The organism is Acinetobacter sp. G18 (assembly GCF_052660225.1).
The window spans coordinates 1,822,150-1,835,855 of sequence record NZ_CP109658.1 but is presented as its reverse complement, the minus strand read 5'-3'; the positions used below and the strand labels follow the sequence as shown (position 1 = coordinate 1,835,855).

Annotated in this window: 14 protein-coding genes; 6 read left to right on the top strand and 8 right to left on the bottom strand. The window is 38.7% G+C overall.

Annotated elements, in window-relative coordinates; translation table 11 throughout:
- Window positions 1-14 precede the first annotated feature (14 nt).
- Complete coding sequence (locus tag NE363_RS08790) at window positions 15-1,013, top strand: NADP-dependent oxidoreductase (RefSeq protein WP_445536286.1); 999 nt, start codon at window positions 15-17, stop codon at window positions 1,011-1,013.
- Window positions 1,014-1,165: 152 nt separating this feature from the next.
- Here NE363_RS08790 and NE363_RS08785 read toward each other — a convergent pair whose 3' ends face one another.
- The 5 genes from NE363_RS08785 to NE363_RS08765 are packed head-to-tail and all read right to left on the bottom strand — an operon-like array spanning window position 1,166 to window position 5,740.
- A complete protein-coding gene (locus tag NE363_RS08785; RefSeq protein WP_445536285.1) occupies window positions 1,166-2,035 on the bottom strand; it encodes a metal-dependent hydrolase in 870 nt (289 codons plus the stop codon).
- A gap of 35 nt (window positions 2,036-2,070) precedes the next feature.
- A complete protein-coding gene (locus NE363_RS08780; protein ID WP_445536284.1) occupies window positions 2,071-3,297 on the bottom strand; it encodes an NADH:flavin oxidoreductase/NADH oxidase family protein in 1,227 nt (408 codons plus the stop codon).
- Between the two features lie 25 nt (window positions 3,298-3,322).
- Window positions 3,323-4,180, bottom strand: coding sequence for a metal-dependent hydrolase (locus NE363_RS08775; RefSeq protein WP_445536283.1), 858 nt, complete (start codon window positions 4,178-4,180; stop codon window positions 3,323-3,325).
- Between the two features lie 13 nt (window positions 4,181-4,193).
- Window positions 4,194-4,940 (bottom strand): acetoacetate decarboxylase family protein, encoded by a 747-nt coding sequence (locus NE363_RS08770; protein ID WP_045431675.1) that lies wholly within the window; start codon window positions 4,938-4,940, stop codon window positions 4,194-4,196.
- Window positions 4,937-5,740, bottom strand: a complete 804-nt coding sequence (locus NE363_RS08765) for an SDR family NAD(P)-dependent oxidoreductase (protein WP_445536282.1) — start codon at window positions 5,738-5,740, stop codon at window positions 4,937-4,939. Before NE363_RS08765 ends, NE363_RS08770 begins: the two co-directional genes overlap by 4 nt.
- A gap of 107 nt (window positions 5,741-5,847) precedes the next feature.
- Here NE363_RS08765 and NE363_RS08760 point away from each other — a divergent pair, with 107 nt between their 5' ends.
- Entirely contained in the window at window positions 5,848-6,897 is a 1,050-nt protein-coding gene (locus NE363_RS08760) for an AraC family transcriptional regulator (RefSeq protein WP_445536281.1), read from the top strand.
- A 102-nt stretch (window positions 6,898-6,999) separates the two neighbouring features.
- On the opposite strand, the gene NE363_RS08755 is transcribed toward NE363_RS08760, so the two are convergent.
- Window positions 7,000-9,096 carry a TonB-dependent receptor gene (locus NE363_RS08755; protein ID WP_445536280.1) on the bottom strand — a complete coding sequence of 699 codons (2,097 nt, stop codon included), beginning with the start codon at window positions 9,094-9,096 and terminating at the stop codon, window positions 7,000-7,002.
- Window positions 9,097-9,148: 52 nt separating this feature from the next.
- A complete protein-coding gene (locus tag NE363_RS08750) occupies window positions 9,149-9,565 on the bottom strand; it encodes a DUF2946 domain-containing protein (protein WP_288420533.1) in 417 nt (138 codons plus the stop codon).
- A gap of 251 nt (window positions 9,566-9,816) precedes the next feature.
- Between NE363_RS08750 and NE363_RS08745 the strand changes: the two genes are divergently transcribed.
- The 3 genes from NE363_RS08745 (at window position 9,817) to NE363_RS08735 (ending at window position 12,359) form a co-directional block, all read left to right on the top strand.
- Window positions 9,817-10,545 (top strand): tetratricopeptide repeat protein, encoded by a 729-nt coding sequence (locus NE363_RS08745; RefSeq protein WP_445536279.1) that lies wholly within the window; start codon window positions 9,817-9,819, stop codon window positions 10,543-10,545.
- 83 nt (window positions 10,546-10,628) lie between these two features.
- Window positions 10,629-11,198 (top strand): TetR/AcrR family transcriptional regulator, encoded by a 570-nt coding sequence (locus NE363_RS08740; RefSeq protein ID WP_445536278.1) that lies wholly within the window; start codon window positions 10,629-10,631, stop codon window positions 11,196-11,198.
- Window positions 11,199-11,339: 141 nt separating this feature from the next.
- Window positions 11,340-12,359: an MBL fold metallo-hydrolase gene (locus NE363_RS08735; RefSeq protein ID WP_445536277.1), complete on the top strand. Its 1,020-nt coding sequence runs from the start codon at window positions 11,340-11,342 to the stop codon at window positions 12,357-12,359.
- 69 nt (window positions 12,360-12,428) lie between these two features.
- On the opposite strand, the gene NE363_RS08730 is transcribed toward NE363_RS08735, so the two are convergent.
- Window positions 12,429-13,127 (bottom strand): type 1 glutamine amidotransferase domain-containing protein, encoded by a 699-nt coding sequence (locus NE363_RS08730; protein ID WP_445536276.1) that lies wholly within the window; start codon window positions 13,125-13,127, stop codon window positions 12,429-12,431.
- 156 nt (window positions 13,128-13,283) lie between these two features.
- Here NE363_RS08730 and NE363_RS08725 point away from each other — a divergent pair, with 156 nt between their 5' ends.
- The gene (locus tag NE363_RS08725) at window positions 13,284-13,700 is read left to right on the top strand and encodes a MerR family transcriptional regulator (RefSeq protein WP_004701448.1); all 417 of its coding nucleotides are present in this window, start codon (window positions 13,284-13,286) and stop codon (window positions 13,698-13,700) included.
- Window positions 13,701-13,706: the final 6 nt, after the last annotated feature.

The following is a 13,706-nucleotide window of genomic DNA, read 5'->3' as shown; positions in this document are numbered from 1 at the left end:
AATAGAGGTTTCAAATGAAAGCAGCCTACATTAGCCGTTATGGCAACATTGATGACGTACAGCTCGATGAACAATCTCAACCACCACTAACAGCAGACGCTGTGCTCGTTAAAGTTCATGCAGCCAGCATTAACCCTCTCGACTTAAGGGTTTTAGAGGGTGAATTTAAAGCAATTCTTCCAGTGAAGTTTCCGTTTATATTAGGCAATGATTTTGCAGGTACAGTTGTAGAAATAGGCTCGAATGTAAGCCAGTTTAAAGTAGGTGATGAAGTTTATGCCAAGACTGATTTAAACGGTGCATTTGCTGAATATACAGTCGTTCAACAGTCTTCACTTGCACTTAAACCGCAAAATATTTCGATGGAACAGGCAGCAGCCCTGCCTTTGGTTGCCTTAACTTCATGGCAAGCACTGGTTGAAATTGCAAAAGTTAAAGCTGGTCAAAAAGTGCTGATTCATGCAGGTTCTGGCGGTGTGGGTTCAATTGCAATTCAACTTGCAAAATCATTAGGCGCCATCATAGCAACCACCACCAGTGGCAAAAACATAGGTTGGGTGAAAGAGTTAGGTGCCGACATCATCATTGACTATAAAACCACAGATTTTGAGCAAGAGCTTAAAGATTACGACGTAGTCTTAGATACACAAGGCGGGAAAACCTTAGAAAAATCACTGAACGTTCTTAAACGTGGTGGACGTCTTATTAGTATTTCAGGACCGCCTGACCATGCTTTTGCAGAGGCAATTAATCCGAACTGGTTCCTAAAATGTGTTATTCCGATGTTAAGCTGGTCAATTCGACATAAAGCAAAAAAACGCGGGATTACTTATACATTTTTATTTATGCAGCCAAATGGTCAACAGCTCTCAAAAATTACTGAACTGGTAGAAGCTGGAAAAATTAAACCCGTAGTTGACCAAACCTATGACTTTATTCAAATTAAAGAAGCGCTTCAATATGTAAATACTGGACGAGCAAAAGGGAAAGTTGTTTTACAATTTGATGAATAAGGTACATAGCTCAAATATTATCTAGATTACGCAAGGGTTCGAAAATTATATAGCCGCTCATATGGCGGCTATAGACTATTAATAAGATGAATTAAAAGGTCTTATTCATTATTTTTGAGCCTAAAAGAAGCAATATTCGTACAAGCTTTTATTTAGTTAAGTTCTTTTATTGTAGATAAAAAAGTTAAGGCTTGCTCAGTTGACCCTTCATTTAAAGGGCTGTGGTTGGGATTAAAGTATCGCAAACATGCAAATATTATATTATCAATTTTAGGCACACGGTCTTGTCGAGCTGCTCGGAAATAATCTTTGAAACGAAAACGATGTGGTAATTGCGCATCTTGTTCTACTAGATTTTCGACAGCAACATAAGCCAAAACAATAAATAGAGGGAACGTGAAAACCGCTGCCCCCACTCGAAGTACATTACTATTGCTAAAATATCTAAACATTGCATCGGCTACTTCACGGTGCTCTACCTCTTCAGCTCCGTGCCATTGCAATAAACGTAACATTTCCACATCGACAGGTGCTTGTTGTAATCCCTCTGCATTGAGAACCCAATGCCCTAATACTCCTGTTAGATGCTCGGCAGCAGCCACCATTGCTAATCGGGTCGTTAGCCACATCGACTTTAAGCGTGGATGCTTCAATTCATAGCCTAATGGTTTTGGGCCAATCATGTCATTAAATATCCAATTCGTCATCTTGGTATAACGACTTAAATCAATCCCTAACGCCTCTATATGCCGAGTTCCGAGAGTGTGCCCATAACTATGAGCACCCTCTTGTTTAATGAAAGCAATTGCTGCCTCTTTCAGTTTTTCATCTTTAATATAAGGCAATGCATCTCTAAACGTCTGACAAAACCAACGTTCTGGTGCAGGTGTAATTGGGTTAATTGAATTTAATATCTGTGAAACTATGGGATCATCATAAATCCAATGACATGGGGTTTCAGTAAAATTAAATACTGGACGCCGCGGCACAATGACATGGTTTTGTCTGATTAAACTATTCATGATAATAAATCCTTATATATCAAAAGCATTTACCATTAATCCTGAGTCAAAATGTTAAAACCCATACGTGGACCAAAGGCAATCAATGTTCGCACTAAGCCCTTAATCGCTTTGGGTTGTTGCCCACTGCTAATACGGCGAAATTGCGAAGCATGCCAAGCGAGTTGCAAATAGGCATCTACTGGTTTGTATCCAATGGCTGGAATTTTTGCTGGTTCTAATACCGATTTTCCTGCTAACAGTTGTTTGGCTAAATCAGGCTGTACTGCAAAAGGTCGAGCCAATCCAACCAAATCGACCGTACCATTGGCAACAATATGGTTCATAAAATCTACATCGCGCAGTCCACCTGTTAACATGAGTGGTAATTTGCTTTGTTTACGAAGTGCAGTGGCATAGTCAATAAAATATGCATCACGCTGAGCAGAACGATCTGGTGCATAACCTAACTGTGCAGGGGACTCATAATTCCCGCCTGAAATCTCTAAGAGGTCGATCCCTTCTGCTTCTAAAGCTAATGCAATGTCTATCGATTCTTCCTGACTTAAGCCACCTTTTTGAAAATCGGCAGAGTTGAGTTTTACACTTAATATTTTGTCTTTGCCTATTGCAGCTCGTACAGCTCGAACCGTTTCGATCAATATACGGCGTCGGTTTTCAGGACTACCGCCCCACTTATCTGTCCGAACATTGGCTAGAGGTGATAAAAATTGTGAGAGTAAATAGCCATGTGCTGCATGAACCTGTACTCCATCAAACCCGGCTTTAACAGCAAGCTCTGCGGTTGTAGCAAAGCGTTTAATTTGCTCTAAAATATCTGCTTCAGTCATTGCTCGTGGAATACGAATAATATTCATAGCAGGTAAATCAAGCCCAACTGCTGAGGGCGCGATCGGCTTTTTCAAAAGTGGTAAAACTGCAACACGGCCGGGATGGTTAATCTGCATAATAATTTTGCTGCCATTGGCCTGAGCAGCCTGAGCCCATAACTTATTTGCTTGCAGAAATTCTGCTGACTCTAAAACCACATTTCGTGGTTCCACAAAAGCACGATGGTCAATCATGACATTGCCGGTAATTAACAACCCTGCTCCACCTCTGGCCCAAGCTGCATAGAGTTGCTGTAAGTCAGTGGTCGGTGAACCATGCCGATCAGCAAGTTGTTCACTCATTGCAGATTTGGCAATTCGGTTTGGAATGGTAATGCCACAGGCTAACGTTAAAGGGCTTGCTAATGTGGGCTTTGGATTAGGTTTTGTCATTTTCTTTCTTCCTAAATTTAAAAAATCATTCATTGAGATATATGTCTTTTAATTTCATCATTTGCTCACGGTTATCGTGTTGCCAAGGGTGAAAATCTTTAGAATAAAAATCTAAGTAACTGCGGCTAATTTTTCGGATCACACCTTGACCGCCAAGCAAATATTTCAAACCCACATATAGATTTTTAAAATCTCTATTTTTGCCAGAAGCCTTTAAAAGCTCTTTTGTTCCTCTGGTGGTAATGATGAGAAAAGAAAGCGTGGTTTCTAACATCACCAACCGTAAGAAGTAAGGTCTATTCACTAAAGATTGGTAGACATCAAACGCCACAGCTTTATGCTCTGTTTCTTCAATGGCATGCCAAGCCCAAATTTTTCGCAAATGAACATTAAACAACTCTAAGTCTTCGGGCGCGATACTAATAAAATAGTCCGCTAAAATTGCCGTTAAATGTTCCATACATACCGTGCAAGCCAACTGATGCTCTAAAGAAAATCGTTGCTGCAACATACGGTTCATTTTTTTAAAACGTTTATAAATAGGTTCAACTGGATAACCTTTTTTAAGCATGACAGCGTTAAGCGCATCGTGCTCTTTGCCGTGATGGGCTTCTTGACCAATAAAAGCTCGGACTTGTTTAAGCAAAATAGGATCGCTAATTTTGTCCTGATAATTACGCACACTATGAATAAATTGACGTTCACCATCTGGAAATGCGCTCGATAATGCAGTCAACAACATCGTAAGTAAAGCATTGTTATCAAACCAGAACTCAGGAATTTCATCTGGAAAAGTAAAATCCATTGTTCTTACAGGAATATCAATTGAAGCCGAGATTTTAGAAAAATCATGTGTTTGTTTTGACTTAAAGAACGCATTCATCTTTATTCTCCAGTTATAAAACGCGAGGATTAAATTGGCGCAATAAAAATAACGGCGTGCGTAGACGAGGTATTTGAATTGGAGGAATTAACCCACCCGATAAATCAACTCGATGCAATCTTGCCTCAATGACTTTCCCTAGTCCCATATCATGTAAAGGATCATTTTCAGTGCCCGTAAAACGTAAGTTCATTTCTACACGACGGACTTCAAGTGGGTGTTCTTTAGGGGTAAATCGAACCTCACGTGGTAGACCAAGGCCCAACCCACCTGTGATATTACGATGTGGTAGCCCTAAAATTGGAGGCGCATCATCAATGACTTCACCAAGCTTAGCTTCCATTTCAATGAGTGTTGTACCGCGGCGTGAGGCATTGCTAACAATACGTTTGCCATCATTTTCCCAACTAATCTCACCCATCTTTTTAGGATAGCCAAGCAACTCACGTCCAATAATCATGGCGCGGTCATCGTCTAAAATCATCCAAGGGCAAAAGATTCCGGTTTTATTGCCTACTTTAATATGAACGAATAAACCCGCTTCATGGTAAGCACCCGTATAGACGTTTTCCGGGAAATAAGCACAGAACAAATCAGCTCTGGCAGGCTGAACCAGTGTCATCCCAGACGGTAACCAACGAGCCATCGCTTTTTCATCCACTTCAACAACAGCCGTCAAATACTGCGCATTGTGGTACAGCTTATTGCCAAGATTGGCTAAGCCCACTGGAACACTTAAATCATTGATGAGTTGTCTCATGATTTTAATCTCGAAAATACTTGTTTCAGAATTGGGAGCAAGATGATGCGCGGGGTATAACGTCCCCCGAAAGTTTGCGCCTGCGCAATAAAACCGGGAATCACAATACGGCGATTGCAATCCATGCCTTGAATCGCTTCTTTAGCTACTCGTTCTGCTGTTACCCAAACAAAATTTCCACCGACTCCATCAATTTTGGTAATTCCAGCAACTTCATTAAAACCTGTTTTAGTAGGACCCGGAGCAAGTAAAGTACAGGTCACGCCTGTACCACTTAATTCGCTATGTAAAGACTCTGCAAATGAGTTTGCAAATGCTTTAGTTGCCGCATATGTGGCATTTGCCGGAGTGGGTTGATGACCAGAAGTAGAGCCTACAATCAGTATTGCTCCAGATTTTCGTTTGAGCATTTGTGGCAACACCGCTAAAGTCAGATCATGAATTGCCACCGAATTAACTTCAACTTCTTCGCGCTCTCGATCTGCATCTAAGTCTTGTAGGCAGCCAAAAGTTGCAAATCCAGCGTTATTACAAAGAATGGCTACTTCAATATTTTCTAAATAATCACGAAATTTAGCTCGCGCCGTCCGATCACCCAAATCACATGGATATAAATCTACAGATATTTGATATTCGGCTTTTAGTTTTTCTGCGAGTGCCTCTAATTTCTCTACACGACGTGCCACCAAAACTAAAGAATAGCCTCGTACAGCAAACTGTTTTGCTAGCTGTTCACCAATGCCCGATGAAGCACCAGTAATCACAACTCGAGAGGAAGCTTGTGGAATATGTAAGCTCATAATTGATGCTCAAAATACAATAGTTTGATTATTCCGAACTTTTAACTTGAGCGTGAGATGTGGATCAGACATACTGATAATCATTTTCGGCCAAAACAAAAAGTAATATGAAAGATCCGTATGGGCTTTCCAAAGCCAGCATTCCTATTTCTTATGCGCATTTATTATTTGAAATCATGGTCGACAAAGGATTTTCAGCCCTTGAGATTTTGAAGAAAAGTAAAATTCCCTTAAACCTTTTAGATCAACTAGATGCGCGAATTACTCCTGTGCAGTGGTCTAAGCTAGCGTGGGAAAGCTTGTTATTGTCGAAAGATTCTGGCTTAGGATATGAATATGGACTAAAACTGCGTTTAACTGCTCATGGCCCGATGGGATACGCCCTTATGAGTAGTCCAAACCTTCGTCAAGCCATTGAGGTTTCAACGCAATTCTTTAACATGCGATTAAAAGATTATCGTATTGCTTTGCTTGAAAATAATGAGTTTTCTATTATTGAAATAAATGAAACTCACCCAATTGTCAGCAATCAACCCGAACAAGCTGAAACGCTTAGACGATTTTTTTATGAATGTTTAATGATTGGTGTGATTCAAACTGGCCAATTTCTAATAGAGCATGATTTTGCTGAAATCGAGTTATGGGTGGATTGGCCAGAACCTACCTATCACAAAGCCTATCAACACGTATTGCCACCTATTCGCTTTAATCAAGCGACTAATCAAATTCGATATACCCAAAAGCTTCTAGATTTACCCATTAAAATGGCAGATCCCATTGCTTTTAAACAAGCTCTGGCGCAGTGTGAAGCTGAACAAATCCGTTTTTCAGAGCAAATTAAAGATATATGCCTGACCGTAAAAGCCGAACTAAACTTAAAACCACAAGTGGGTTATCCCTCATTTGATGAAATTGCGACTCGCTTAAACATGTCTAGCCGAACATTACGGCGCCATTTGAACCAAGTCGGTTCTTCATATCTACAACTGCTTGAAGAAGCTCAACAAAAAGAAGCTGAACATTTGTTAATTCATAGTGATATGGATATACAAGAAATTGCGCTTTATCTGGGCTATATACAACCTACAAATTTCACACGAGCCTTTAAGAAATGGACAGGTCAAACACCCATTACATTTAGAAAAAATTCGATATAATTTTAAGAAAAGCACTCTAGCTAGTTAAATTATAAACTTAATAAAATGGGGCCTGTAAATACGCCCCATTTTGGTTAATCCTTTCTATTTATTAGTTTTTATTTAAAAATTCCAAGTCATAGATAAAGTTGCCTTTAAAGGTTCACCAGGTTGTACCCATTCATCTGTATAACTTGAAACGTAATAATCTTTATCAAAGATATTATCAACATTTAACTGCACCCTTAAATCTGGGCGCACTTGCATATACCCACCGACATTAACCACTGTAAACTCAGGCAAACTTGTTCCATTATCAATATAGTTGGCACTACGTTTCCCAAAGTAATTGACGTTGCCTACTAAGCCAGCTGCCCTTCCAAATAATTCAAACTGATAATCTGCGTTTAAGTTTGCAGTGTGCTTAGGAATATTTTTAAGGCGAGCGCCTTTCGCATCGACTTCACTTTCTAAAACAGAAGCTTTCGTTAAAGTATAATTCGCGCCTACATTAAGATGATCGCTAAACTTGTGCTTTAACTCTATTTCAACACCATGACTTTGGACGCGACCACTATCTACATAACTGTCGGTTATACCTTCAGTCAGTAAATGTTGTTTATCTAAATCAAAATAAGTTAGACCAAACCAGCTTTGCGGTAAAAATTGGTATTTTGTCCCAATTTCCCAACTCTTGGTTTTCTCTGGGTCATACAGTCGATTATCTTTATTAAGACCTGTATTTAACTCAAAAGATTTCCCCCAATTACTATAGAAAGAAAGCTTTGTTGTAGGTTGATAGTTCACTCCAACACGTGGACTCAAGGGTGTAAATTTTTGCTGAGCCGATATTCCTGTTCTGTAGTCATCAATTTGTTGTTCAAGACGATTAAAACGCCCTCCAAGCAACAAATTCCATTGATCATTCAAAAAAATCTGGTCTTGTAAGTTCAGTCCCAGCATATTTTGAATTTCTTTGGTATTTTTGGTTGTTCTGGTCAGAGCTAAAATATTTTGTCCGTAAACTGGATTATAAATATTAATCGGGCTAGATGTACCGACTGCATTACGAAGCTGAATTTGGTCAATGGTATAGTGCCCAGCTTCAATGTTTGCGACTACTTCGTGCCTGATTGTTCCTGTATTTAGTTTCCCGCGTAAAATCGATTGGAACTGAAATGTATCTGTTTCAAATTGACGGTAACGTCTAAATCGGTTTGCAGTTTGACCATCTGCTGAAATACTCGAAATTTCAGTAGAGGTTCCTTCCCGTTCGCCATGACCGTAGCTTAAAGCTGTCGTGTTATTCCAGTTTTCATTAAATTGATGATTTAACCGTAACTGGTACAGTTGATCTTTAACCTTAATGTCCCCATCTGAAGGCTCACCCAAAAAGGACTTTTTATTGACAACAAATGCCCCGTTTACCATTGGAACACCGCGATCAAACACGCCTTGATGTTCAGAAAATTCTGTATCTAAATTAAGCTGTGTCTGATCCGAAATTTTCCATGCAAGTTGTGGAGCAATAAAATAATGCTGACTGTCGACATGGTCTCTGAAACTCTGATTATTTTCATAAGCCAGTCCAAGCCTATAGGCAACAGCATCATTTAATGCGCCTGTGCTATCTAGTGAAGCTCGATATTCTTCTAATGTACTACCACTTAAACTTACTTCATTTTTTGGCGTCCATTCTGGTTGTTTGGTGGTAATGTTCATAATGCCACCTATAGCTCCTTGCCCATACATGGCTGCCATAGGTCCTTTTAAAAAATCGATTGCCTGAACATTCACCATATCTCTTGCAGTATGAATACCACTTAAAGAACTCAAACCATTACGTAAATAGTTTGTTCCCATGTTGGGGTCGGTACTAAAACCACGAAATGAATAGTTATCCCAAAAACCACCACCATAACTATCTTGATACACCACACCATTAACTAAAGCTAATGCATCACTCACACGTTGAATATTATTATTTTTAATATCTTGAGCCGATACATGAGACTTAGTAAATGGAACATCTAACAAACTATGGTCAAATTGGGTTAACACTGTTGAAGAATTAGAGTTTTCACTGCTCTCTTCGGCTTTAACCATAATTTTTTCTAGCTCGGCAATCTGGCTCTCAGGTTGGCTTTGTGCCATGGCTGACATAGAAAATTGAGCAAATAAAATGCTCCACGCAAGTGGATGAAGTAAAAATTTAGACATGACAAACTCTGTTTAGTAATTAAATAGGAACAGCCACGTACCTAGTAATAAATTAAGCAAAACAAAGTTGTTTAGGCGGAGCTCGCCCTTGCGGTGAAAGAAATAAGCGTCTTAAATAAAATAATATATAGCTCATCGTTGCCAGCATAATAAGACGAACAACGACACCAATTGCAAACAAGGTGAACTTGAAGCCATCAATATTTGCAATGTGGCTATAGAGATAACAAAAATGACAGCTTAAGCTTGAGTCGTGCTGAACGTTTTTGTTTAAGAGCTTTTCATGAGAATCATTTTTTATATGGTGAGATAAATGTGGTTCAGACTGCATAGTTGAATGATTCATCATTCCACTAATTTGTTCACATACCATTTGCTGATGCATTTCGCTGGGCAATAGGCTTTGCCAGAACACGAGGTTCTGTAGCAATATTGCTAGTAAGCCGATTAAGAGCCCAAATCGATACATGAAAAATTAGTCTCACCAAAGTGCTGTGAAAAATAGCATATTTTTTTATAGGCCACAAAGTAAACCAATCGCAAAAAAATATTGAATATACTTTTTAAATCAATAATATATTAATCAAACATTAACTTATATAAGATAATCTGCCTAAGGTATAAGCTTTCATGATTTTTTTTCTTAATCGATTAATATTTTTAACTTTAACTATTATTTTTCTACAAAGTACTGTTTATGCCGAAAGTAGAACTATCAATATGGAAAAAGTTTCAGCAGCTGTTGCGAAAGGAGATGTAGAAGTTATTCACTTCATGGGCAATTCATACTTTGAGGGATTATATGGGAACCCTAAGGATTATCATAAAGCATTTGAATGGTATGAAAAATCAGCAAAACTTGGCTATACCAAATCACAAATTGCTGTAGCAGATATGTATTTTAATGGTTTTGGAACTGATAAAAATCCTGTCAAGGGTGTTGAATGGCTTCAAAAAGCCATAAATAAAAATGATACGAATGCAATGGTCCTCTTAGCTATAATGTACTCAAAAGGTAATATCATTGAAAAGAATAATAAAAAGTATCTTGAACTATTAAAGAAAGCAGACGCTCTTGGAAATTATGGAGCTACATCTCTATTAGGTGTTGCTTACCTACAAGGAGATGGCTTAGAAAAAAATCAAGATAAAGGGATTGAACTTTTAACCAATGCATCTAATCATGGCAATACTGTAGCTCAATCAATGTTAGGTTCTATTTATTATCAAGGTAAATTAATAAATCAAGATTATACAAAAGCACTTACTTATTTATTAAAGGCAGCTGAATCTAATGATAATTCTGCTGAATTTCTACTAGGCTATATGTATGAAAAAGGGCATGGCGTAGAAAAAGACAAAGTTAAGGCAAAAGAATGGTATGAACGATCAAAAGCGCATGGCAATAAAATAGCTGAATTAATGATTAATCTTTTGTTTTTATCCTAATTATTACGCAAATATTTTGATTCACTTGCACTTTGCTAATTTCGGTGTATGATTGAGTAATCACTCAATTAATATGTTTGTATATGGCTCGTCCTCGTAGTGAAGATAAACGTAATGCAATTTTAAGCGCTGCTATTGAAACATTAGCAGAGCTTGGCGAACGTGCATCTACCTCAAAAATTGCAAAAGCCGCTGGTGTCGCGGAAGGTACTTTATTTACCTATTTTAGTAATAAAGGAGAATTGCTGAATCAGTTATATCTTTCGCTCAAGGCTGAGCTACGTCAGGTCATGATGCTTAGTTACCCAACTAACGCTGACCTACAAACACAAATGTCGCATATCTGGCAAAGCTATTTGGACTGGAGTTTAGAAGCTCCCCTTAAGCGTAAAGTAATGGCACAGCTTTCGACCTCGGAACAAATTACCGAGCAAAGCAAACAAATTGGCATGCAAACCTTTTGTGATCTCACCCAAAACATTCAAGAACGTATTAACGATGGCAAATTAAGAGATTATCCACCGTTATTTATTGCTTCAATTTTAGGTGCGCTTGCAGAAGTTACACTTAATTTTATTGCCCAAGACCCTTCTCAAACCGAGCGTTACCGCAAATCTGGCTTTGAAGCGTTTTGGCATGCGGTTTCAATATAGATAAAAGAGTAAGGATGCACGGCGTCCTTATTTTTAAACCAATTAATGAGTGAGTAAATACTCATTTAACTAAATCAAAATAAGTACTTAGCCCAAGTTCTTATTTGCATATATAGGTTTGTTCCAATAAGGAAAAACAAGATGACGATTTCAAACACAACAGACTTGCCTTCTCCCTTAATGCCATCTCAGCAGCACAATGGTAAATTTAGAAATACGCGTCCAAACCAACACAAGCCTTCTTTTGGCAAAACGCTCCAACTTATGTGGAAGTTTCTATTTAACAAGCCCAAAGATACAGTACCCAACAAAGAAATTCCTGTTTTAAGCTTAACCAAAGAACAGCTTTTAACTGCGCCTGACCGCTCTCTATTTCGTTTGGGCCACTCAACCATTTTGTTAAAACTACGCAATGAATTTTGGTTAACCGACCCTGTTTTCTCGGATCGTGCTTCACCTTTTCAGTGGATTGGTCCAAAACGTTTCCACCAACCACCGATTAGCATTGCCGAATTACCACCCATTAAAGGTGTGATTTTGTCGCATAACCACTACGATCACCTCGACTACCATGCGGTTATGCAACTTAACGATAAAGTTGAGCATTTCTTAACACCGCTTGGTGTGGGCGATACCCTTATTAAATGGGGAATTCCAGCAGGAAAAGTTCAACAACTTGACTGGTGGGACACCACGCATGTAGATGGGCTTAAATTGGTTGCCACCCCTGCTCATCACTTTTCAGGCCGTGGTATGGGCGATAGCAATGCGACGCTTTGGGCTTCGTGGGTGATTATTGATAATGACTTACGTGTATTTTTTAGCGGTGACACGGGATATTTTGATGGGTTTAAAGAGATTGGACACCGTTATGGTCCGTTTGATTTGACTATGTTAGAAACTGGTGCTTACGACCCTGAATGGCCCGATGTTCATATGCAACCAGAGCAAACTTTACAAGCACATATCGATTTAAAAGGTCGTCATTTGTTGCCTGTACATAACGGTACTTTTGACTTAGCGCTCCATGCTTGGGACGACCCATTTGAACGTATTGTCGGTTTAGCTCAAGAAAAAGCGTTAGCGATTAGCACACCGCAAATGGGACAACTTTTGAACTTAAACAAGCCGAATGTTGAAAATTATTGGTGGCGTTCATAGTTTGATATAAATAAGCCGAGCACTCATTTTAAGTGTTCGGCTTATCTTATTTATAACTTTGAGTGATTTTTACGAAGCACTCTTTTCAAGCGTTTCTATAATCGCTAAAGCTGTTCTTTTAGCAGAAAACGGGTTTTGTCCCGTAATTAAGTTGCCGTCTTGAACCACATACGGTGCAAATGGAATAAAAGCTTTTTCATAACGGGCACCATTTTCTTTAGCGAGCTCTTCGGCATTGTACGGCACTTTTTTCGCTACCCCTGCCAGAACCTCTTCACTCCATGCAAAGCCTGTTAATTTTTTGCCTTCTATGAGTCGTTTACCATTTGAAAGTCTGACATTGAGCAAACCGCAATATCCGTGACAAACACTCGAAACAATCCCACCTTTTTCATAAATATTTTTGGTGATTTCTTGCAGTTCAGGATTATCTAAAAAATCCCACATCACACCGTGACCACCCGTATAGTAGATCACGTCATAATCTTGCCAATTAATATCGGAAGGTTTAAATGTATTTGCCAGCAGCGTAATAAAAGCTTGATCTTTTTCTCGGTCTTTAACAGATTTATCAGCAACTAACGGCAAAAGTGACTTAGGTTCAATCGGTGTTTTACCACCATTTGGACTGACGATATCCTGCACATAGCCTTGCTTTTCAAACTCATCATAGGCATGGGTGAGCTCGCCCAACCACAGTCCTGTCGGTTCATCTACATCCTTATAGCGTGAAATATTCGTCACGACATGTAATATGCGTTTAGACATTTTCTCACCTCATTTTTCATATTTATAATTCTATTCTTTCATCTATCAAAGCATAGAAAGCTGTTACTGAAAGTGTGTGCTTGGTAAAGTTATGAACCTTGCTTTTAAGCGACTATAAGTCTAAAGTTAACTTGAATGTTAATAGAGTATGTGGCTATGAATATTAGCGAGTTATCGAAACTAAGCGGTTTAAGTACCCCTACAATTCGTTATTACGAACAGATCAAACTCTTACCTAAAGCAAAAAGAAAATCGAATGGTTATCGTGAATATACCGATAACGATTTGAAGCAACTTTCTCTCATTCAGCAAGCCCAGCAAGTTGGTTTTTCTTTAGCAGAAATTAAAGCTTTTTTGCCTTCAAAAGTTGCCACTTGGAACCATGACGCACTCATCCAAACAATTGAATTAAAAATTCAGGAAATAGAACTTTTAGAACAAAAGCTAAAGGTGAGTAAGCAAAACTTACGTACCATGATTGATGCAATCAACAACAAACCCGATGAAATTACCTGCGAGCAAAATGCAGAACGTCTTATGAATCTCTATTTCGACAAAGCAAAAACACCGTAATTTTTT

What these genes read in the sequence shown, in the direction of transcription:
- NE363_RS08790 (WP_445536286.1), top strand. Translation starts at nt 15, where the DNA reads ATGAAAGCAGCCTACATTAGCCGTTATGGCAACATTGATGACGTACAG.
- NE363_RS08785 (WP_445536285.1), bottom strand. Translation starts at nt 2,035, where the DNA reads ATGAATAGTTTAATCAGACAAAACCATGTCATTGTGCCGCGGCGTCCA.
- NE363_RS08780 (WP_445536284.1), bottom strand. Translation starts at nt 3,297, where the DNA reads ATGACAAAACCTAATCCAAAGCCCACATTAGCAAGCCCTTTAACGTTA.
- NE363_RS08775 (WP_445536283.1), bottom strand. Translation starts at nt 4,180, where the DNA reads ATGAATGCGTTCTTTAAGTCAAAACAAACACATGATTTTTCTAAAATC.
- NE363_RS08770 (WP_045431675.1), bottom strand. Translation starts at nt 4,940, where the DNA reads ATGAGACAACTCATCAATGATTTAAGTGTTCCAGTGGGCTTAGCCAAT.
- NE363_RS08765 (WP_445536282.1), bottom strand. Translation starts at nt 5,740, where the DNA reads ATGAGCTTACATATTCCACAAGCTTCCTCTCGAGTTGTGATTACTGGT.
- NE363_RS08760 (WP_445536281.1), top strand. Translation starts at nt 5,848, where the DNA reads ATGAAAGATCCGTATGGGCTTTCCAAAGCCAGCATTCCTATTTCTTAT.
- NE363_RS08755 (WP_445536280.1), bottom strand. Translation starts at nt 9,096, where the DNA reads ATGTCTAAATTTTTACTTCATCCACTTGCGTGGAGCATTTTATTTGCT.
- NE363_RS08750 (WP_288420533.1), bottom strand. Translation starts at nt 9,565, where the DNA reads ATGTATCGATTTGGGCTCTTAATCGGCTTACTAGCAATATTGCTACAG.
- NE363_RS08745 (WP_445536279.1), top strand. Translation starts at nt 9,817, where the DNA reads ATGGAAAAAGTTTCAGCAGCTGTTGCGAAAGGAGATGTAGAAGTTATT.
- NE363_RS08740 (WP_445536278.1), top strand. Translation starts at nt 10,629, where the DNA reads ATGGCTCGTCCTCGTAGTGAAGATAAACGTAATGCAATTTTAAGCGCT.
- NE363_RS08735 (WP_445536277.1), top strand. Translation starts at nt 11,340, where the DNA reads ATGACGATTTCAAACACAACAGACTTGCCTTCTCCCTTAATGCCATCT.
- NE363_RS08730 (WP_445536276.1), bottom strand. Translation starts at nt 13,127, where the DNA reads ATGTCTAAACGCATATTACATGTCGTGACGAATATTTCACGCTATAAG.
- NE363_RS08725 (WP_004701448.1), top strand. Translation starts at nt 13,284, where the DNA reads ATGAATATTAGCGAGTTATCGAAACTAAGCGGTTTAAGTACCCCTACA.